General features: G+C 69.4%; 17 protein-coding genes. 6 read left to right on the forward strand and 11 right to left on the reverse strand.

Annotation, left to right across the window (positions count from 1 at the left end):
- Nucleotides 1–566 precede the first annotated feature (566 nt).
- From ACZ6JY_RS36025 to ACZ6JY_RS36040, 4 genes are read left to right on the forward strand one after another with little or no spacing between them, the layout of a single operon-like run.
- Nucleotides 567–2,864, forward strand: a complete 2,298-nt coding sequence (locus ACZ6JY_RS36025) for a sensor histidine kinase (RefSeq protein ID WP_469202974.1) — start codon at nt 567–569, stop codon at nt 2,862–2,864.
- Nucleotides 2,861–3,265 carry a roadblock/LC7 domain-containing protein gene (locus tag ACZ6JY_RS36030; RefSeq protein WP_363311559.1) on the forward strand — a complete coding sequence of 135 codons (405 nt, stop codon included), beginning with the start codon at nt 2,861–2,863 and terminating at the stop codon, nt 3,263–3,265. The genes ACZ6JY_RS36025 and ACZ6JY_RS36030 overlap by 4 nt, the downstream gene beginning before the upstream one ends.
- Nucleotides 3,265–3,636, forward strand: a complete 372-nt coding sequence (locus ACZ6JY_RS36035) for a DUF742 domain-containing protein (RefSeq protein WP_469202977.1) — start codon at nt 3,265–3,267, stop codon at nt 3,634–3,636. The genes ACZ6JY_RS36030 and ACZ6JY_RS36035 overlap by 1 nt, the downstream gene beginning before the upstream one ends.
- On the forward strand, nt 3,623–4,237 hold the full coding sequence (locus ACZ6JY_RS36040; protein ID WP_469202980.1) for a GTP-binding protein: 615 nt from the start codon (nt 3,623–3,625) through the stop codon (nt 4,235–4,237). The genes ACZ6JY_RS36035 and ACZ6JY_RS36040 overlap by 14 nt, the downstream gene beginning before the upstream one ends.
- Before the next feature lie 145 nt (nt 4,238–4,382).
- On the opposite strand, the gene ACZ6JY_RS36045 is transcribed toward ACZ6JY_RS36040, so the two are convergent.
- The 3 genes from ACZ6JY_RS36045 to ACZ6JY_RS36055 form a co-directional block, all read right to left on the reverse strand.
- On the reverse strand, nt 4,383–5,249 hold the full coding sequence (locus ACZ6JY_RS36045; protein ID WP_469202982.1) for a carbohydrate ABC transporter permease: 867 nt from the start codon (nt 5,247–5,249) through the stop codon (nt 4,383–4,385).
- Entirely contained in the window at nt 5,246–6,217 is a 972-nt protein-coding gene (locus ACZ6JY_RS36050; RefSeq protein ID WP_469202984.1) for a carbohydrate ABC transporter permease, read from the reverse strand. The genes ACZ6JY_RS36045 and ACZ6JY_RS36050 overlap by 4 nt, the downstream gene beginning before the upstream one ends.
- 91 nt (nt 6,218–6,308) lie before the next feature.
- Entirely contained in the window at nt 6,309–7,628 is a 1,320-nt protein-coding gene (locus ACZ6JY_RS36055; RefSeq protein WP_469202986.1) for an ABC transporter substrate-binding protein, read from the reverse strand.
- A gap of 270 nt (nt 7,629–7,898) precedes the next feature.
- Here ACZ6JY_RS36055 and ACZ6JY_RS36060 point away from each other — a divergent pair, with 270 nt between their 5' ends.
- Both ACZ6JY_RS36060 and ACZ6JY_RS36065 read left to right on the forward strand, forming a co-directional pair.
- Nucleotides 7,899–10,334 carry a glycoside hydrolase family 2 protein gene (locus tag ACZ6JY_RS36060; protein ID WP_469202988.1) on the forward strand — a complete coding sequence of 812 codons (2,436 nt, stop codon included), beginning with the start codon at nt 7,899–7,901 and terminating at the stop codon, nt 10,332–10,334.
- Nucleotides 10,331–11,368: a LacI family DNA-binding transcriptional regulator gene (locus ACZ6JY_RS36065; protein ID WP_469202990.1), complete on the forward strand. Its 1,038-nt coding sequence runs from the start codon at nt 10,331–10,333 to the stop codon at nt 11,366–11,368. The genes ACZ6JY_RS36060 and ACZ6JY_RS36065 overlap by 4 nt, the downstream gene beginning before the upstream one ends.
- Here ACZ6JY_RS36065 and ACZ6JY_RS36070 read toward each other — a convergent pair whose 3' ends face one another.
- The 8 genes from ACZ6JY_RS36070 to ACZ6JY_RS36105 form a co-directional block, all read right to left on the reverse strand.
- Nucleotides 11,369–12,388 carry a LacI family DNA-binding transcriptional regulator gene (locus ACZ6JY_RS36070; RefSeq protein ID WP_469202992.1) on the reverse strand — a complete coding sequence of 340 codons (1,020 nt, stop codon included), beginning with the start codon at nt 12,386–12,388 and terminating at the stop codon, nt 11,369–11,371.
- Between the two features lie 90 nt (nt 12,389–12,478).
- Nucleotides 12,479–13,834 carry a cellulase family glycosylhydrolase gene (locus tag ACZ6JY_RS36075; protein ID WP_469202994.1) on the reverse strand — a complete coding sequence of 452 codons (1,356 nt, stop codon included), beginning with the start codon at nt 13,832–13,834 and terminating at the stop codon, nt 12,479–12,481.
- A gap of 343 nt (nt 13,835–14,177) precedes the next feature.
- Nucleotides 14,178–16,031: an asparagine synthase (glutamine-hydrolyzing) gene (gene asnB / locus ACZ6JY_RS36080; protein WP_469202996.1), complete on the reverse strand. Its 1,854-nt coding sequence runs from the start codon at nt 16,029–16,031 to the stop codon at nt 14,178–14,180.
- A gap of 29 nt (nt 16,032–16,060) precedes the next feature.
- Nucleotides 16,061–16,756 (reverse strand): DUF2461 domain-containing protein, encoded by a 696-nt coding sequence (locus tag ACZ6JY_RS36085; RefSeq protein WP_469202998.1) that lies wholly within the window; start codon nt 16,754–16,756, stop codon nt 16,061–16,063.
- Nucleotides 16,746–17,087, reverse strand: coding sequence for a TfoX/Sxy family protein (locus tag ACZ6JY_RS36090; protein WP_469203000.1), 342 nt, complete (start codon nt 17,085–17,087; stop codon nt 16,746–16,748). The genes ACZ6JY_RS36085 and ACZ6JY_RS36090 overlap by 11 nt, the downstream gene beginning before the upstream one ends.
- Before the next feature lie 14 nt (nt 17,088–17,101).
- Nucleotides 17,102–19,582, reverse strand: coding sequence for a DHA2 family efflux MFS transporter permease subunit (locus tag ACZ6JY_RS36095; protein ID WP_469203002.1), 2,481 nt, complete (start codon nt 19,580–19,582; stop codon nt 17,102–17,104).
- Nucleotides 19,583–19,620: 38 nt separating this feature from the next.
- The gene (locus ACZ6JY_RS36100; RefSeq protein WP_469203003.1) at nt 19,621–19,953 is read right to left on the reverse strand and encodes a YciI family protein; all 333 of its coding nucleotides are present in this window, start codon (nt 19,951–19,953) and stop codon (nt 19,621–19,623) included.
- A gap of 59 nt (nt 19,954–20,012) precedes the next feature.
- Nucleotides 20,013–20,795 (reverse strand): class I SAM-dependent methyltransferase, encoded by a 783-nt coding sequence (locus ACZ6JY_RS36105; RefSeq protein ID WP_469203005.1) that lies wholly within the window; start codon nt 20,793–20,795, stop codon nt 20,013–20,015.
- Nucleotides 20,796–20,815 lie beyond the last annotated feature (20 nt).

The following is a 20,815-nucleotide window of genomic DNA, read 5'->3' on the forward strand; positions in this document are numbered from 1 at the left end:
GTTCGTGAAGAGGGCTGTCGCACAGGTGTGCCGACAGGTGACCGTGGAGCCGTCGCCGGGCCTCATCGGCGCCGCGGTCCGACAAGCGGGGGCCCTGCTGCCGACGCGACGAAAAAGGCGCACTCGCAGAGCACCAAGTGCCCCCCGATAGCCGCTTGTTCACCTTGAGGCTCAGGAAGCAGGCATACATCAGGGCAGGCACGTTGCCCCGTCTGTACGAGCGCGTCTGCCCCCCGCATCAGGTGAACACCAACGCCCAGCGCGCAACGTTTCGCCGCCCCTACCACACCCCGTCAATGGAAGCCATCTCTCCGTTTCTCCAGTGCGGCTGGTTATGATCGGAACCCCCACATCGCGTCAGAGCCGAACCGGACTTCCCCCAGCCTTGTACCCAGGGCTGTGTCCGGGCTCGGCTGTTGAGCCGTCCCCGCTGTTTCCCCGCTCCCCGAGGACCGATGTCTCCCACAGAACCCGAAGGCGCACGAGGAAAGTCGCCGACTCGTCGGCGACGTACCCTGCGTCTGCGCACGCTGCTCATCTGGCTGGCAATCGTCCCTATTCTGGCGATGAGCACCCAAGTGGTGATAACCGCACAACGGCTGGTCCACGAATCGGAGCAACTGCGCGCCGATGTGGCAGTCGGTGAGCGGATCGACGCACCCCTGACCAGGCTGATGGCCAAAGTGCAGGCCGAGCGGACGATGACCGCCACACGGTGGGCGGGCGGCTCCGTCGCCGAGAAAGAGGTGCGCGAGCACCGGGCGGCCACGGACCGGGCCGCCGACGAGTTCCGCCGGGCGGCGGACGGAGCCCTGGCCGCGAACGGGCGCGAGGACGAACACTACGTCGCGGAGCTGAAGCACGGCCTCACGGATCTGGCCGCGTACCGCAAGCGCGCGGACGCCCGCAGCGGGAGCGCCGATCGGACGATCGGCTACTACTCCGACCTCGTCGACCGCATCATCCGGGTGTACCAGAACGAGTTCAGCCACGCGGAAGACGCCGAGCTCATCCAGGAGAGCGGCGTGGTCGTCACGGTGTTCACGGTGTCCGAGATGGTGGCACGCGAGACCACCATCCTCGCCATGGCCGGGCCGTCCAAGCGTCTGAGCCCCTCCGGATTCGCCGAGTTCGTCAACTCCGTCGGATCTCAGCGATACCAGTACGACGAGTGGGTCGCGCCGTATCTGACGGCCAAGGACAAAGCGGCCTACGACCGGGTCTTCGCCTCGGACGGCTGGAAGACGAAGGTCCGCATCGAGGACGCGGTCATCTCCCACCACCAGAACACCGCGTCCGGCATCAAGCTGCCCGATGAGGCCGACGACTGGCGGGCCGCGTACGACAAGTTCGCGGAACGCGTCGCCGAGCTCGACGCGGAACAGGGGCGAGCGCTGCTCGTGCGCGCCGACGCCAAGGCCACGCAGCTGGAGAACGAGGTCATCTGGCTGACCGTCGGAAACGGCGCGGCCGTCCTCGCCGTCGCGGCCGTCATCGTGCTCACCACGCGCTCCGTGCTCCGCCGCCTGCGAGGACTGCACCGGCGTACGGTGGCCATGGCCGAGGACACGCTGCCGGACGTCGTGGACCGGCTCCAGCGTGGGCTGCCCGTCGACGACGACGCGCTGCCCGCGGTGAGCGGAGACCAGGACGAGGTCGGACGCATCAGCGACGCGTTCGCCCGGGTCGTCTCCGTATCCGTCGACGGGCACGCGCGGCTCGCCGCCGAGCGTCAGGGCTTCGGCATGTTCGCCGCGGGCATCGCCTCGCGCACCGGAAACCTGGTCAGCCGCCAGTTGACCCTCACCGACGAACTCCAGGACGCCTTCGGCCACGACGAGGAGCTGCTCGCCCGGTTGATGCGGTCCGACCAGTTGACGGTGGGCATGCGGCGGCAGATCGAGAACCTGCTCATCCTGGCGGGCGGGGAGATCCCCGATCCGCACACCGAGCCCATGCGCGTCGCCGACCTGCTGCGCGAAGCCGCCGCGGAAGTCGAGGACTTCCGGCGGATCGAACGCCAGGCCCTGGACGAGATCAGCGTGGTACCGCGGGTGATCAGCGAGGTCAGCCACCTCCTGGCGGAACTCCTCGACAACGCCACCCGGTTCTCCCCGCCGCAGTCCAAGGTGGTCGTCCGTGCGGAACTGGTGACGGACGGGCTGTTGGTCGACATCGAGGACCGTGGGCCCCGGGTGACCGCCGCGACCTACGAGGAGATGAACGGGCGCCTGCGGTCGGCCCCGCCGTACTCGGTCCTGGCACAGAACGCGCACCGGCTCGGACTCTTCGTGGTCGGCCACATAGCCGAACAGCTCGGCGCCACGGTGACGCTGCGCCGCTCGGTGTACGGGGGGACGTCGGCCGTGGTGATCCTTCCCGGGGAACTCCTTGTGCCGACCGAACCGGTCCGGGCAGGGAAGGAAGCGCCGCGCGCGGCGGCGGCGATGCCCGCCCCGGCACAGGGCCCGCTCGACGAACGCAAGCCCGAGCTGGTCCTGCACGCGACGACCGGTCCTGCCACCGGCACCATGACGACGCCGGAGCGCCTGCCCGAGCGGCCCGTGGGCAGCAAGCGGGCGGCGGACAGCAAGCGGCTGGACAGCAAGCCGCCGGTGGAGAGCAAGCCGTCGGCGGACAGCAAGCCGTCGGGTCCTGCCGTGGCACGGGACGGTGGCGCGAAGCCGGCCCTCCCCGAGCGGGTCCCGCAGACCCACATCGCCGAGCAGCTCCGCGCGCCGCACGCACCGAAGACCGCCGTCGACCAGGACGCGGCGACACCCGAGGAAGTGGCCGACGCCTGGGCGGACTACGAACACGGGACTCAGACAGTGGAAGCAGAACTCCGACAGGATCAGCCATGACGACGACACCGAACGACATGATCTACAGCGTCCTGGACAACAACCTGAGCCGGATCGCCGGTATCCAGGGAGCCGTACTCCTGTCCAACGACGGGATCAAGCTCAGCTCGTACGAGCTGGAGCGGGACCAGGCGGAGCGCATCGCCGCCGCGTCCTCCGGCATCGCTTCCACGATGAAGGCGATCTCCAGGGAGGTCGACGGCGGCCGGGTGATCCGCCAGCTGGTCGAGATGGACGACTGCTACCTCTGCATCGTCGGGTGCGGGGAGGGCAGCACGCTCATCGTGGTGACCTCCCGCAAGGCACGGCTTGGGGAGCTGGGCGGGGAAGCCGTGCGTACCGCGCAGGCGCTCGGTGAGTGGCTGAGCACGCCTGATCGCGGCCAGGCGCAGCCGTCGTAATGGCGGACGAGCCCGGGCCGCGAGAGGGAGGCCACCGCCGGACGCGGCTGTACGCGCTGACCGATGGGCGTACGGCGGCCGCGCACACCGTCCTCACCATGGACACCACGATCACGGCGGTGGCCGTCGCGGACGGCCACGGCGGTCTGCCCAGCGAGTGGCAGGCCATCCTCGCGATGTGCTCGCCTCCGGGCGGCCGGGCGGTCGCCGAGATCGCGGCGCGCATGGGCATCCGCCTCACTCCCATGACGCTGCTTCTCGGCGAACTCGCGGAGCGGGGGCTGATCGAGCACCGGCCGCCCCTGGAAGAGACCGAGACCACCAATGTCCACCTGCTCATGAGAATCAGGGACAACCTTGCCCGGATATGACATCCCTGCCCCTGCCAAGGAAGCAGGCCAGGAAGCGGCCCCCGTCAAGATCCTTGTCGCCGGGGGATTCGGCGTGGGCAAGACGACCCTGGTCGAGACGGTCTCCGAGATCGAGCCGTTGCGCACCGAGGAGCGGTTGACGAGCGCGGGCGTCGGCGTCGACGACCTCGACGGCATCGAGTCCAAGACGGCCACCACCGTCGCGATGGACTTCGGCCGCATCACCCTCACCGACGCACAGGTCGTGCTCTACCTGTTCGGCACACCTGGCCAGGAGCGCTTCTGGTTCATGTGGGACGACCTGCTGAACGGGGCGCTCGGGGCGATCGTCCTCGTCGACACCCGACGCCTCGACCGCAGTTTCGCGGCCGTCGACTTCTTCGAGAACCGAGGGCTTCCGTTCGTGGTCGCGGCGAACTGCTTCCACGGCGAACAGCCCTACACCGACGAGGAGATCAGGGCGGCGCTGCATCTGCGTGACCCGAACACACCCATCCGCATGCTCGATGCCCGCTCCGTTGAGGACGCGCGCGGTGCGCTGCTCGCGCTCCTGGACATGCTGATCACCAAAGCCGGGGTCGCGGCGACGGCGACGGGCTGACACCCGCCGCCATCCGCCGACGACCCCGGCGCCTACCTGTAGACGCTGTTGCTGGCCATGACCGCCTACGGCGTGGCCAGTTGCCCGCAGGGCCTGCTCAGTCGTGGGGATCTCGTTCGGCTACGCCGACGAGAACGCGCCGGTGCTACTTGGTGGCCCCCTGGGCGAACCCGTTGTAGATGTACCGCTGGAGGAAGAGGAAGATCAGGAGCGTCGGCAGGATCACGAGGATCGCGCCGGCGGAGATGTTCTCCCAGTGGGCCCCGAAGGGGCCCTTGAAGCGGAACAGCGCGGTGGAGATGGTCCCCTTGTCCTCGGAGGGCATGTAGAGGAACGGGATATAGAAGTCGTTGTACGTCGTGATGCCCTTGACGATGACGACCGTGGCGATGGCCGGCTTGAGCAGCGGCAGGATGATCTTGCGGTAGATGGTGAAGGTGTTCGCGCCGTCGAGCCGGGCCGCCTCGTCCAGCGAGGTCGGGATGGAGCGGATGAACTGCAGGAAGATGTAGATCGACACGATGTCGGTGCCCGTGTAGAGCAGGATCGGCGCCCAGCGCGTGTCCACCAGGCCGAAGCTGTTGACCACCTGGAACGTGGCCACCTGCGTCGTGACGCCGGGCACGAGCGTGGCGATCAGGAACAGCGCCATCACCGTCTTCTTGAGCCGGAACTCGAAGCGGTCGATCGCGTACGCGGTCATCGAGCCGATGAGGACGGTGCCGGTGATCGAGAACAGCAGGATGAAGGCGGTGTTCCCGAAGGCGGTCAGCATGTGGCCGTCGCGGAACGCGGTGACGTAGTTCGAGAAGTTCAGCCAGTCGTCCGGCAGGCTCAGGGCCCCGCCGTCGCTCACCTCGCGGGAGGACTTCAGCGAGGTGAGGAAGACGACGACGAGCGGGACCAGGACGACCAGCGAGGCGATGACCAGCGAGAGGTAGGTCAGAGCCGTGCCGATGCGGGGCCGCCGGCTTCCGGCCCGGGTCCGGTCGTCAGTGGTGAGCGTGGTCATACGAGGTCCACCTTGTCGTCGGGCACGAGTCGCCGCTGAACCCAGGTGACCACCAGGATGATCAGCAGCAGCACGACGGCGCAGGCCGAGGCCAGCCCCGTTTTGTTGAACTGGAAGGCGAGCTTCACCGTCTGGATGACGAAGGTCGAGGTGCCGGTCGCGCCGCCGGTCATGATGTACGGGATCTCGAAGACGGCCAGTGAGCCGGAGATCGCGAGGATGACGCTGAGGCTGAGCACGGGCCGGATGCTCGGCGCGATGATGTGCCGGAACTGCTGCCAGCGGCTCGCCCCGTCGAGCTGGGCCGCCTCGTACAGTTCGCCGGGGATCGACTGGATCGCGCCGAGGAAGAGCACGAAGTTCAGGCCCGTGAAGCGCCACACCGACACCCCGGCGAGCGAGGTGTTGGCGGACTCGGGGTCACCCAGCCAGGCGTGGTCGCCGCCGATGCCGAACCAGGACTGGATCGAGTCGAGGGTGCCGCCGTCCTGGAAGAAGTACAGGAAGACGAAGCCGATGGCGACGCCGTTGATCAGGTAGGGGAAGAACAGGATTCCCTTGAAGAAGTTGCGGAACCGCAGGTCGAAGCTGAGAACCGTCGCGAAGTACAGCGCGATCACGATCTGCGCCGCCGAGGCCGCCAGGTAGTAGAAGCTGACGAAGAACACCCGGAACAGCTCGGGCCGCGTGAAGAGCTGGGTGTAGTTGTCGAGTCCCGTGAAGTTCCGGTCGGGGCTGACGCCGTCCCAGTCCGTGAAGCTGTAATAGATCATGTTGCCCACGGGGACGTACGTGAACGTGATCAGCAGGGCGAGCGGCGCGAGCAGGAACAGCCACGGTGTGATCCGCCGCAGCGGATGGTCCCGCCAGGAACGGGTGGCAGGAGAGTGGTGCCGCGCCCGGCGCCGGGGGGCGGTGGAGGCACGCCGGGCCGGCGTGGGCGGCGCTTTGGACGTGGTGTCGGTCATGTCGGACGGCCTTTCGTGATCCGCGTCGAGCGTGTTGCAGGCGTGGGGCCCGGCCCCGCTGGCGGTGCGGGGCCCCGTGCTCGTGTTCGGGTCAGTTGCCGGCGGTCGCGGCGGCTTCGGACCAGCGCTTGTCGAGCTCGTCGAAGTAGTCCTGAAGGGACCCCTTCTGAGCCCCACGGGCGATGTCGATCAGCTTCTGGCGGTAGTCCTGCTTGGCGAGGCCGATCTCGGAGGCGTTGTCGATGGCATTGACCTGCTCCGTCTTGGCCTCGGAGCGCTCAATCAGCTTGACATCGTTGTCCTGGTAAGGCTTGAGGACGTCGGGGAAGCTCATGGACGACAGGGCCGAGACCCCGCCCTCCTTGGCGGCGAAGCCCGACTTCTCCGTGAACCAGTCGATCCAGGCGCGAGCGGCGCCCTTGTTCTTGGAGTGCGTGTTCACGGCCAACTGGTAGTCGGAGAGCATGGTGGCGCAGAACGCGCCGTTCTTCTGGACCGGGACGGGCATGAAGCCGATGTCGTCCGGGTTCTCGCCGGCCTTCGTGGCGGCGTCGCGCATCTGGTTCACGGCCCAGGAGCCGAGCAGCATGCTGCTGATCTTGCCCTTGGCCAGCTCGGTCTTGGAGGTCTCCCAGTTGGTGGTGGTGGGGTCCTTCTCCGACAGGCCGTCGTGGACGATGTCGTGGAGCAGGGAGTCCAGGACGTTCAGGTCGCTGCCCTTGGCCCACGGCTTGTCGGAGGTGGCCAGCGTGTCGGACGCCTTGACGTCACAGCTGACCGAGCCGACGCTGTTGGTCCAGGGGCTGCTGAGCGGCCAGCCGTCCTTGAAGTTCGTGTAGTACGGCGTGGCGCCCGTCCTGGCCTTGATCTGCTTCAGGTCGCCGAGGAACTCCGCCGGAGTGGCCGGCCAGTCGGTGATGCCGGCCTTCTTCCACACCGCCTTGTTGTAGACGAGGCCGTTGACGGTGCCGAAGTTCGCGATGCCGTACGTCTTGCCGCGTACGTCGGTCTTGCCGGTGAAGCGGTAGTTCTTCGCCATGGTCTTCGTGTCGCCCAGGGGCGCGAAGAACTTGGGGTAGTCGCCCTTGGCTATCACGGAGGGGATCAGGAGGACATCGCCGTAGTTCTCGGTGTTCATCCGGATCTTCACCTCCCCCTCGTAGTCGGTGACGCCCTGGAACTTCACCGTCACCTTGGGGTAGTCCTTGTTGAACTGGGCGGCGTACTTCTTCATCGTGCCGTCCTGCACGAGGTCGGTGCGGTTGCTCAGCACGGTGATCGTGCCGGACACCTTGTCGGGGTCCGAGGGAGCGGTGGCGGCCTCCCCGGACGAGGACCCTCCGCCACCACACCCCGCGACGGTCAGCAGCGCGGTGGCAAGCAGCACCGTACTCAGCGGCTTCCTCCTCATGTGCCCAACTCCTTTCAAGGGTTACGGCTCAGGCCCCAGCGGCTGACGGCACTATGTCAGCGATCCGTGAACCGGTAAAGCATTCATTTCCTGCGCGATACCTAATCGTTACCGGTTGATTCCGCGCAGGTTCTGGGGGAGCGGCTCTGGTCTGCGCTGTTGTGTGTGAGCGTGATCGCTCATGGGGACTGGACCGGTTAACCAACGGAAGGTTAGGTTGACCGACGTCGCACACCACCAGGTTCTGCGCCTGTCCGATTGGAGCCGCTGATGAAGCACATCGTCCAGCTGACGGAAGGCTGGAGACTCAGTCACGAGGGGGCGCTGCTCGAAGCCCGCGTGCCCGGCTGTGTCCACACCGATCTGCTCGCCGCGGACCTCATCCCCGACCCCTTCCTCGGCACGAACGAGCGGTACGTGGACTGGGTGGGGCGTCAGTCCTGGACCTACACGCGCTCGCTGGGCGACGAGGCGTCGAGCCCGTCGCCGCACGAGCGCACCGACGTGGTGTTCGACGGTTTGGACACCGCCGCCCACATCTCCCTGGACGGCGCGGAGTTGGGGCGCACCCGCAACATGCACCGCTCGTACCGGTTCGACGTCACCGGCCGGACCGGCGAGCTGAACGTCACCTTCGCCTCCGCCTACGCGGAGGCCGCGGCCGTGCGGGAGCTGACCGGCGAGCGCCCCAACGTCTATCCGGAGCCGTTCCAGTACATCCGCAAGATGGCGGCCAACTTCGGCTGGGACTGGGGGCCGACCGTGGTCACCGCGGGCATGTGGCGCCCGGTCCGGCTCGAACACTGGTCGACGGCGCGCATCGCTCGGGTGCGTCCGCTGGTGACCGTGGACGGCACCCGAGGCCGCGTGGAGCTGCGCGTCGACATCGAGCGCACCGCGGCCGGCGCGGACCGGCCGCTCACCGTGCTCGCCACGGTCGCGGGCGTGACGGCGCGCGCCGACATCGGCGGCGAGGTCGGAGGCGACGGCGACGGTGACGGCGTCACGATCGTGCTCGACGTGCCGGACGTACGGCTCTGGTGGCCGCGCGGACACGGTGAACAACCCTTGTACGACGTCGAGTTGACGCTCCTCGCCGACGATGCTCCGCTGGACACCTGGCATCGGCGGGTGGGGTTCCGCACCGTCGAGCTGGACCGGAGCGCCGACGAGCACGGCACCGGGTTCACCTTCGTCGTCAACGGCGAGCGCGTCTTCGTACGCGGCGTCAACTGGATCCCCGACGACGTGCTGCCCTCGCGCATCACCCCCGAGCGCTACCGCACCCGCCTGGAGCAGACCGCCGCGGCCAACGTCGACCTCGTCAGGATCTGGGGCGGCGGCATCTACGAGGACGACGCCTTCTACGACGCCTGCGACGAACTCGGCCTGATGGTCTGGCAGGACTTCCTCTTCGCCTGCGCCGCCTACCCCGAGGAGCAGCCGCTGCGCGGCGAGATCGAGGCCGAGGCCCGCGAGAACGTCGTCCGCCTCATGCCGCACCCCAGCCTCGTGCTGTGGAACGGCAACAACGAGAACCTGTGGGGCTTTCGCGACTGGGACTGGGAGGAGCCGCTCGCCGGCAACTCCTGGGGCGAGGGCTACTACCTCGGGGTGCTGCCGCGCGTGGTCGCCGAGCTGGACCCCACACGCGCGTACAGCGCGGGCAGCCCGTGGTCCGGCTCCTGGGACCACCACCCCAACGACCCGGACCACGGCACCTACCACTCGTGGGAGGTCTGGAACCGGCAGGACTACACCGAGTACCTCGCGAACGTCCCGCGCTTCGTCTCCGAGTTCGGCTGGCAGGCACCCCCGGCGATGTCCACACTGCGGCGCGCCCTGCCCGGCGAGACCCTCGCGCCGGACTCACCCGGAATGCTGCACCACCAGAAGGCCGAGGACGGCAACGACAAGCTGAACCGCGGAATCACCCGGCACTTCGCGCCGCCCGGGGACGACTTCGACCGCTGGCACTACCTCACCCAGGTCGTCCAGGCCCGCGCCGTCGCCACCGGCATCGAGCACTGGCGCGCCAACTGGCCGCGCTGCGCGGGCACCATCGTGTGGCAGATCAACGACTGCTGGCCGGTCAGCTCCTGGTCGGCGATCGACGGCGACGGCCGCCTCAAGCCGCTCCACCACGAGCTGCGCCGCGTCTACGCCGACCGGCTCCTCACCCTCCAGCCGGGCACCGAAGGACCGGAGCTCGTCCTGTCCAACCTCGGCTCCCGGCCATGGAGCACCGACGTCACGCTGCGCCTGATGCGGACCGACGGCACCGTCTCCGCCGACGTCCCGCTCGGGCTCACCGTGCCCGCGGGTGAGGTGCTTCGACTGCCCGTGCCGCCGGAGGCCAGGCCGTCGGCCGGAGCGACCAAGGAGTACCTGGTGGCCGACGCCGACGACCTGCGCGCACTCCACCTTCCGGTGCGCGACAAGGAGTTCGGCTACCCGGCGCCGCGCTTCGACATCGCGGTGGAGACCGTGGGCAGCAGCCGGGACACCGTCGACGTCGTGGTCAGCGCCCGGACCCTCGTACGCGACCTGCTGCTCCAGCCCGACCGCATCGCACCCCACGCGACGGCCGACCGCGGCCTGATCACCCTGCTGCCCGGGGAGCGGACCCGCATCCGCGTGCGGGGAGCCGGGGGCGCGGGCGCCAACGCGATCCGCGAAGCGCTCTTCTGCGTGGAACCGGCGTGAGCGCCCCCACCCAGCGCATCACCATCAAGGAGGTCGCGGCCGCGGCCGGGGTGTCGAAGGGCGCGGTCTCGATCGCGTTCAACCACAAACCCGGCCTGTCCGAGGCCACCAGGGAACGCATCTTCACCGCCGCACGGGAGCTGGGCTGGGCACCCAACTCCTCCGCCCGGAGCCTTTCGACACAGCGGACCGACACCATCGGCCTCGCCCTGTGCCGGCCGGCCAGGCTGCTCGGCCTCGAACCGTTCTACATGGAGTTCATCTCCGGCATCGAGAGCATCCTGGCCGAGCGGTCCTGCTCCCTTCTGCTCCGGCTGGTCAGCAGCCTGGACGAGGAGATCGCCGTGCAGGAGACATGGTGGCGCGAACGGCAGGTCGGCGGGTCCATCCTGGTCGACTTCCACCGGGACGACCCCCGGATCGGGCCGCTCACGAAGCTCGGCGTCCCGGCGGTCGCGGTGGGGCACCCCGACCTGACCGGAGGCATCCCGGCGGTATGGACGGACGACGCCACGGCGATGGCCGAAGCCGTGCGGTATCTGGCCGCCCTCGGCCACCGGCGCATCGCCCGCGTGGGTGGCCCGCCGGGCCTCGGGCACAGCGCCATCCGTGAGCGGGCCTTCGAGGACACCCTGCGTGACCTGGGTCTGCGGCCGAGCCCCCCGGTGACGACCGGGTTCGCGGGGGAGGAGGGGGCACGGGCGACGCGGTCCCTGCTGCTGCGGCCCGAGCGGCCGACCGCCATCGTCTACGACAACGACATCATGGCGGTCGCCGGGCTCGGGGTCGCCGCCGAGATGGGTGTCACGGTGCCGGACGAGCTGTCGCTGCTGGCCTGGGACGACTCACAGTTGTGCCGGCTGACGCATCCGACGCTGTCGGCGATGAGCCACGACGTGCACGGCTTCGGCGCCGAGGTCACCCGCGAGCTGTTCGCCGTCATCGCGGGCCGGGAGGTGACGCCGCACCCGGTACGGACCCCGTCGCTGACGCCCCGCGCCTCCACGGCCTCCCCGCGCGCGCCGCAGACCTGATCAGCGTGAGTGAGGTGGGCTGGTGCTCGCCCTCGGCACGAGCCGGGCGGCGGGCATCTGCCGGTGCCCGACGGGTTCCAGGTCGACGGCGGCCAGCAGCGTGCGCGCGGCGCAGGCCCCGTACTCGGCGATGTCCCGGGTCAGAGCGGTGAGCTGCGGACGCACCGCCTGGGTGAAGGGGGAGTCGTCCCACGCCACGAGGGAGAGCCGGCGCGGCACCTCCAGGTTCAGCTCCTGCGCAACCGACAGGCCCGCGACGGCCATGATGTCGTTGTCGTAGACGATCGCGGTGGGACGTTCCTGGGCGATGAGCAGCCTGCGGGTGGCCCGCGCCCCCTCCTCGCCGGAGTAGTCGGTGTGCACCACGACGGGCTCGGGCAGCCCCGCCTCACGGCAGCTCTCCGCGAACGCGGCATCCCGTACGGTCGTGTGCGCGAGCTGCGGCAGTCCCGCCACGCGCGCGATGCCGCGGTGTCCCAGAGCGGCCAGGTAGGCGACGGTCTCGCGGATGCTCGCACCGTCGTCGGACCAGACGGCGGGCAGGGCCCCGGTGGCCCGCGGCGGCCCCAGGGCCACCACCGGCAGGTCCATGGCCGCGAGAGCGGGCACCCGTACGTCGTCGTCGTGCAGGTCCACCAGGAGCGCGCCGTCCACCCTGCCCTCGCCCCACCAGCGGCGGTAGAGCTCGACCTCGTCGTCGTGGCTGGTGACGGTCTGGAGCATGAGGGCGATGGAGCGCGGCGCGAGTTCCGACTCGATGCCGCCGATGAGTTCCATGAAGAACGGCTCGACGCTCAGCGTGCGGGCGGGACGGCACACGGCCAGGCCCACGGCACGGGCCTGGGCGCCGTTGAGGGCGCGGGCGGCGCTGCTGGGCCGCCAGCCGACCTCCGCGGCGATGGCCTTGATCCTGGCGCGGGTCTGCGCGGAGACGCCCGGCTGGTCGTTGAGCGCGTAGGAGACCGCGACCTTGGAGACTCCCGCCTGGCGCGCGATGTCCGCGATCGTCGGCCGTTTCATGCGCCCTCCTGCTGTACCGGTTCCGCACTTCAGCGGCCGACCTTACCGGTCGGCCGCTGGAGCGCGTTCATCCGGCCACTGAACCGGGGCTCAGGCGGCGGCGCAGGTCTTGCCGCCGAGCGTGAAGGCCGCCGGTGCGGTGTTGGTGCCGGTGGAGGAGCCGTTGAGCCCGAACGACACCGTGCCGCCCGCGGGGATGGAGTCGGTCCAGGGCTCGGGGGTGACGCGGACGCCGGCGCCGTCCTGGACCGCCCTGGCGTTCCACACCGAGTTGATCTTCTGCTGCCCAGGGAAGGTGAAGTCCAGCTTCCAGCCGGTGACGGTCCGGTCGGACGTGTTGCGGATGGTGACGTCGGCGTTGAACGAGCTGCCCCAGTCGCTCAGGCGGTAGGTGACCGCGCAGGCGCCGTCGCCGCCGCCCTCGCCGGTGCCGGCGAAGACGCTCGCCTCCTTGGCGGTGGCCTTGATGCCGTTGGCCCCCTCGAACAGGCGCCGGCCCCAGCCGGAGAGCCGGCTCGCGTCGAAGTCCTGCACCAGGTCGAGGTATTCGACGCCGCCGCCGTTGCCGCTCCAGGACCAGCCCAGGTAGCCGATGCCCTGTGACTGGGCGGTGGCCATGATGGCGTCCTCGTCCGGGTTGCCGTCGGAGTGCATGTCGCCGAACTCGCCCACCACGATGGGCAGTTCGGCGTCGGTGAACCGGGTGAGGTAGTCGGTGACCTCGGCCGGTGTGTCGTAGACGCCGTACATGTGGATGTCGAACATGACGTTGCGGTCCGGGTCGGCGGCCAGCACCCCGGCGGCGTTGTCCCGCATGGTGAAGGACCAGTCCTGGCCCCAGTTGGGGGCGTCGACCATCAGCGTGTGGTCCAGGTCCGCCCCGCGCAGCCGGCCGATGGCGGTCTTGGTGTCCTTGGTCCAGTCGGTGTAATTGGTGTTGCCGTAGGGCTCGTTGCCGATGTTGACCAGGACGTACTTCTCCTGGCCCACGAGAGCGTCCTTGACGCTCAGCCAGTAGTCGACCGCCTCCGACAGCGGGACGGCCGCGCCCGCCTCGCCGTAGCCCGTCGTGTCGTGGGCCTCCAGGACGCAGATGAGCCGGTTCTTCTTGCACTCGTCGACCACGCGCCTGACATCGGCGGTGTCGTTCTTGGCCCACTGGCCACCGGTGCTCAGGACGATCCGCACGGTGTTGGCGCCCTTGGCCTTGATGTCCTTCAGCGCCTGGTCGGTCTTGTCGGGGTACCAGGTGTGCGCGTGGTTGACCCCGCGCATCACGAACTCCTTGTCGTTGGCGTCCAGCAGCCGGCCGTCCCGGATGTGGAAGCCGGGGGTGTCGGCGGCCTGGGTCGACGGGGCGGCCTGGGCGGACGGGGTGGCGGTGAGGAGTGCGGCGCAGGCGGCCAGCAGGGTGGCCGAGGCGACGGCGGCTCGTGTTCGTCTCATCTACTGCTCCCGGTTCGGTCGGTGCGCGCCGGTTCTCGGGCAGCCGACATCGGCGGCTCCGGGCGCGAGGTGTCATCAGCCGGGCGGCGCGGGCCGCGCTCTCTGTACGACACACCGCCTGACCTGCGTAAACGCAGGGGTGGTGGCCGCTTTTGATGCTTCCGTCCGGCGACGGCCACGACACTAGGGGCCACGGTTCCCGAGCACAATGGTTTCTACGGAACCGGTTAAGTGATCCCGACGCGTGGACGTACAGAAGGGGCCGTACCGGAAAATCTCCGGTACGGCCCCTCGTACGCCGCCTCTCGTGCGCCCCCTCGTACGGCCCCTCACGCGTTCCCCACTACGGCAGCTCCAGCGAAGGCCGGTACACCTCCAGCCACGTGGACAGGTCCAGGGTCCGTTCCAGGCCCAGCCGGGTCAGGCGGTCCATCGTGGCCGCCTCGCCGCCCACCACGGTCTCCAGCCAGCGGCGGTCCACCAGGTCGAAGACCGCGTGCCCGCGGTCGGTCAGCAGGTCCTTGGCCTGCCGCTGGAGCTCCTCGCCGTAGTAGGGGTCCTGCGTCGAGGGGTAGGCGCTCTTCGGGCGCCAGGTGACGGACTGCGGCAGCATGTCCTTGACGGCCCCGCGCAGCAGGCTCTTCTCCCGGCCGTCGTACGTCTTGAGCGCCCAGGGGGCGTTGTACACGTACTCGGCGATCCGGTGGTCGCAGAACGGCACGCGGACCTCCAGGCCGAGCGCCATGCTCAGCCGGTCCTTGCGGTCGAGCAGGAAGCGCATGAACCGGGTCACGTGCAGATGGATCATGATGCGCATGCGGTACTCGAAGTCGTCCTCCGAGTCGAAGTCGTCCCCGGCGCCGAGCCGTTCGACCTGCCCCACCGCGCTCGCGTACGCGTCCCGCCGGTACTCGTCGATGCGCAGCGCGGACCAGAGCCGTGGATCCATTCCCGTGCCGTCCTTGTCGAAGGCGCCGATGTTCAGCGCGATCCACGGAAAGGCGCGGGCCTGCTGGATCTGCGGGACGTGCATGTGTTTGTAGCCGCCGAATATCTCGTCCGCGGCCTCGCCGGACAGCGCCACCGTCGACCGCTGCCGGATCTCCTTGAAGAGCAGATAGAGCGAGAAGTCGAGATCGCCCATGGTCACCGGCACATCGCGGGCGCTGATCACGGCCCTGCGGATCTCGGGGTCGGCCAGCGTCTTCGGGCCGATCACGATGTCGGCGTGGTCCGAGCCGACATGCTCGGCGACGTCCTTCACGTACGGCGCGTCCGGGGTGTCCCGCAGATCGTCCGACTTGAAGTTCTCCGCGTGGTCCATGAAGTCGACCGAGAAGGTCCGCACGCGCTCCTCGCCCAGGTGGGCGGCGGACAGCGCGGTCAGCGTGCCGGAGTCGATGCCCCCCGAGAGCAGGACGCACCGCGGCACGTCCGCGACGAGCTGCCTGCGTACCGTGTCGTCGAGCAGCTCGCGGACGCGGCCGACGGTGGTCTCCACGTCGTCGGTGTGCGGACGCGTCTCCAGGCGCCAGTACGTGCGCTCGCGCAGGCCGGTGGGGTCGAGCGTGACGATGGTGCCCGGCTCGACCTGCCGCATGCCCGACCACATGGCGTGCCCCGGCGTGAAGCAGTACGAGAAGGCCTCGCGCAGCCCGTCCGCGTCCACCACGCGCTTGGCCAGCGGGTTGGCGAGGATCGCCTTGGGCTCGGAGCCGAAGAGCAGGCCGTCGGCGGTGCGGTAGTAGTAGAAGGGCTTGATGCCGAGCCGGTCGCGGATCATGACCAGCTTCTGGTCACGCGCGTCCCATATCGCGAACGCGTACATGCCGTTGAGGCGGTCGGCCAGCGCCTCGCCCCAGCGCAGGTATCCGCGCAGGACCACCTCGGTGTCGCTGGCCGTGTCGAAGCGCTCCCCCCGCCGGATCAACTCCTCGCGCAGCTCGACGTAGTTGTAGGTCTCGCCGCTGTAGACGAGCGTGACCTCGCCGTTCGGTGTCCGTACCGTCATCGGCTGTTTGCCGCCCGGCAGATCGATCACCGCGAGCCGCCGGTGGCCGAGGGCGGCGTGCCGCTCGATCCGGGTGCCGGAGGAGTCAGGACCCCGGCACGCCATCGTCCGGGTCATCGCCTCCAGGGTCTCGCGCTCGCGGGTGAGATCACGGTCGTACGCGACCCAGCCGGTCAGCCCACACATGTGTCGTCCTCCTGTGCTTCGCGGAATGATCAGCGGCGTGGTGTCGCGCTCTCGCCGACGTGTGCGTCGATCCACTGCTTGAGCGGCGCCGTGGCCGTCCAGAGCGCGCGCACCGCCTCGATGGCGTCCGGCTCGTGCATCCAGTCGGCCAGTTCGTACTCCTTGACCACCACCGCGCCCTTCCAGCGCAGGATTTCGGCGCGCGGGTGGTCAGGGGGGAAGCCGCTGGGGACGCGCTTGAGCACCGGCGGCATACCGGGGCCGACCGGCAGCCCCTGGTCCCCGAGGCTCTTGCGGATCTCGTCGAACTCCGCGGCGGGCTTCTCGTCGCCGATCGCGGAACGGAACCGTTTGATCTGGTCGGGGGCCAGTGCCATCGCGCCGCCGGCCAGCCGCATGCCGTCGGCGTCCAGCCGCAGGAAGGCGCCGACGCCCCCCACCGCCCGGTCGCTGGTCGTGACCCCGACCCAGGTCTTGTACGGGGACTTGTCCTTGGAGAACCGGACGTCGCGGTGGGGCCGGAAGGTGCGCAGCGGCCCGAACTCGTCCTCCAGGTCGGCCATGAGCCGGTGCACCGGGTCCTTCACGGACGCCTCCCAGACCGCCCGGTGAGCCTCCCAGTACGTCTTGGAGTTGTCCTTCTCCAGGCCTTCGAGGAAGGTGAAAAGCTCCGGTGGGAAACCGCCGAACGCCGGGGTGACGTGTGCCTGCTCCTCAGTCGCCACTGCCGCTCACCCTTCCGTTGTAGTCGAGGGCCTCGGCGATCCAGGCGTCGAACGCCTCGTCCGACTCGATGCCGTAGTCGGCGACGACGATCCAGCCCTTGCTCATCCGCTTGCCCTGCATCACCGGCCAGTCGGCGCCCTCGCGCCCGAGCAGCTCCTCCGTCCGCGCGGGGTCGCAGCGGAGCATGAGATGGCCGTCGGGGTTGGCCGTCGCCGCCATCTTTCCGTTGACCATGAAGGCGAGGCTGCCGAACATCTTCACCTCGCGCACCTGGGCCTCGCCCGAGAGCGCCTCCCGTAAGCGGTCGGCGAGTTCCTTGTCGTATGCCATCGTCGACGGTCCTCCTAAACCGTGGTGGAGAGGGGCAGCGAGGGGTCGCCGCTCCATTCCACGAGGCCGTCATCGTAGAGAGCGACGTCGCGTACGCCCAGTAGGTTGAGCGCGAACGCGTCGATCGTCGCGTCGACCCCGGCGGCGCAGTAGGCGATGATCTGGCCGGCCTCCGTGGCGCCGACCTCGTCGAAGCGGGCGGCGAGCCGGCGCGGGGGGAGGAAGCAGCCGGTCTCCGGGTCCGTCAGTGCCGCCGCGGGGACGTTGACGCTGGAGGGGATGTGGCCGATCCGGCCGTGCGCGACCGGGATGCTGCCCGCGTGCTGCTCGGCCGAGAGCGCGTTGATGAGGCAGACCGAGGGTGCGTCGATCGCCCGCTGCACCTGGTCGCGGGTGACGAACAGCTCGGGGCGGGGCTTCGGCACGAAGGTGCCCCGGCGCGTCTCCACCGGGCCGGTGGAGACCGGGTGCCCCTCGGCGGTCCACTGGCGCCAGCCGCCGTCGAGCACGGCCGCGTTGTCATGGCCGACCGACCGCAGCAGCCACCACAGACGGGTGGCGAACGCGGTGTGTGCCCGGTCGTAGAGGATCACCGTGTCGCTGTTGCTGATGCCGAGCCCTTCGAGGGCCGCGGCCAGCGCTTCGGCGGGCGGAATCGCGAAGGGCTTGGGCGCGGTGAGATCGGCGATCTCCGTCAGCAGGTCGGCGAAGACGGCACCCGGGATGTGGCCCTCCTCGTACCCCGCACGTCCGGGGGCGAGGTCGACCCCGCCCTCCGGCAGCGGCCGGAGGTTCACCGTGCAGTCGACGACGACGACCCCGGGCCGCTCCAGCCGCTCTGCGAGCCACGCGGTCCCGACGAGCGGCCCGGGCAGCCCGGCGGCGACGGGACCCGTGGTCTCGCGGGCGCCACCGTCCTCCGCGGCGTCCGCGAGGCCGGGGCCGCCCGCGGCGGCGCCGGTGGGATCGGGCAGCTGCCCGCGGGTCATCAGGAGGGCGGCGAGCACGGCGATGAGCAGGGTGCACCCGGCGCAGATCAGGAACACGGTGTGGATGGCGTCGACGAAGGACTGGTCCACGGCCGACGCGAAGGCGGTGCGTCCCACGGGCAGATCCTGGATCTGGTCGGCGCCCTGGCCCGCGTTGGCGCCGGAGCCGCCGACGAGGTCCGCGATCCGGTGACTGACGGGCCCGGGCGCGCCCAGGTCGGTGAGGGCGGAGACGATCCTGTCCTTGAACCCGGACACGATGACCGTGCCGAGGACCGCCGCACCCGCCGTGAAGCCCGCGATGCGAGTGGTGTTGATCATCGAGGAGCCGAGGCCCGCGCGCTCCGGGGGAGTGGAGGCCATGACGGCGAGTGTCAGCGGGGCGAACATGCAGCCGATGCCGCCGCCGACGAGTGCGAGCTTCCACCACACGGCGCCGAAGCCGGAGCCCGGCTCGACCGTGGTCAGCAGGAGGAAGCCGCCGGTCACCAGGACCGCGCCCACGATGATCGGGATGCGTGGTCCGAGCTTGCCCGCGATGCCGCTGGCGGGCGGCGAGAAGAAGAAGATGCCGAGTGTCAGCGGAAGCAGCCGCAGGCCGGTGTCCAGGGCCGAGTGCCCCTGCACGGTCTGGAAGTACTGGGCCATGAAGAACATCGCCCCGACGATGATGAAGCCGAGCAGTGAGGCGATGACGCTGGACACCGCGAAGGTGCGGTTGCGGAACAGGTCCAGCGGCAGCAAGGGCTCGCGGCCGCGCATCTCCACGGCGAGGAACGCCGCGAGCAGCAGCACGGAGCCGACCAGCAGGCCGATGATCAGGGGTGAGCCCCAGCCCTCGCGCTCGCCCTGGATCAGCCCCATGATCAGGCAGAAGAGTCCGGTGGTGACCAGTACCTGGCCGGGGACGTCGAGACGGCCGGCGTGCGGGTTGCGCGACTCGATGAGCCGGCGGACGCCGAGCACCAGGGCGATCACGCCGAGCGGCAGGTTGATCAGGAAGATCGCGTGCCAGCTGAAGGACTCGATGAGCACGCCGCCGAAGAGCGGGCCGAGAGCCAGCGCCACACCGGAGACCGCGGTCCAGATGCCGATCGCCTTGGCCCGCCCCGGCGGGTCGCGGAAGGTCGACACCAACAGGGACAGGCTCCCCGTCTCGATGGCGGCGGCGCCGACGCCCTGGAGGACCCGGCCGACGATGAGCACGCCGAAGCTGTCGGCGAAGCCGCACAGGGCGGAGCCCACGACGAAGACGACGAGGCCGGTCAGGAACACCCGTTTGCGGCCCAGCCGGTCACCCAGGGTGCCGGTCATCAGCATCAGCGCCGCGAACGGCAGTGTGTAGGCGTCGACGGTCCACTGCAGTTGCGATATCTCCGCGCCGAGATCCTTCTGGATCTCGCCGAGGGCGACGAAGATGATGGACCCGTCGAGCAGGACCATGAACGACCCCAGGCTGGTGACCAGAAGGGTCAGCGCTCTGCGGCTGCGAGAAGTTGTCTCCATGGTGCGTGAGCTCCCTGAGAGATGGCGTGCGAAGGGCCTCAGTCGGCGGCCGGTTGCTCCTGGAACTTGGGGAAGAGGCCGAGGAATTGCGGCGGCACGAGGAAGGGGTGCACTTCCACGCGGTCCCAGACCTTGTTGATGATGTAGGGCTCGTTCTTGAGCCATTCGTCGATCTCTTCGCGGGTCTCGAAGTCGACGACGAGGACGCCGCCGGACATCTTTCCCGCGCCGTCCAGGATTCCGCCGCCGAAGAGGAAGGAGCCGTCGGCCATCATCTTGTCGCCGTTGGCCATATGGGCCGGGCGGACGCTCATCCGCCGCTCGAAGGTCCCGGGTTCGGTGCTGTCATGGGCGATGACTGCGTACAGCAATTCCACTGTCCTTTCCGTGCGTGTCCGTGCGGGTCCGTGCGTCCCGCAGGGCGCGGTGGTCAGTCCTCGGAGCGCCGGCCCCAGACCGAGACCGTGATCGGCGTGTAGAGGACCGTGTCCGAGGGCTGCCGCAGCAGGTCGAAGGCGGCCTCTACCTCCTTCTGGCCCATCAGGCCGACCTTGGTGATCATCGGTGCGAGCTTGGCGAGGCTCAGCGCGATCGTCTCCATCTCGGGCGTCCCCGCCTGCACCGCGGTGAGCTGGCAGTCGGTGCCCGTCAGCGTGAGCCCGGTACGGCGGAAGGCCGGCAGGAGCTTCATCCCGTATCCGGGGTCGGCGCCGCCGAAGTAGAAGAACGTCTCCAGCGCACTGGCCGCCCGGGTGAGCAGGGGCGAGGGCGGATCGACCCGCTGAATGCTGCGGATGTCGGCCTCCTCGACCAGCAGATGGCCGCCGGGCTTGAGGGCCTTGGCGAATTCCCCGAGAACCCGCTCGCGGTCCGCCAGGTGCATCAGAAGGATCTTGGAGTGGATGAGGTCGTAGGCCCCTTCGTCGAGCGGCGTCGTGGTGATGTCCTGCTGCCGTATCTCGAGGTTCGGCGCGGAGAGACCGTTCATGTACGCGGTCTCGATGTCGATGGCGTGGACCTTGCCGAAGTGACCGACCCGGTTCGACAGCCAGCGCGCGATCGATCCGGCGCCCGCCCCGACCTCGGCGCAGGTCCATCCCTCGCCGACGCCGATCTCCTCCAGGTAGCGGATGGTCGCCGGGTCGGTGAGGGCCGCGACCTGCTCCAGGCGGACCTTCTCGGGGTCGGTTTCGTGCTCAGCCAGTTTCTGCACGTCGTCTCTCCTCAAGGAAG

The sequence above is a fragment of the Streptomyces sp. NPDC046335 genome (assembly GCF_055587985.1).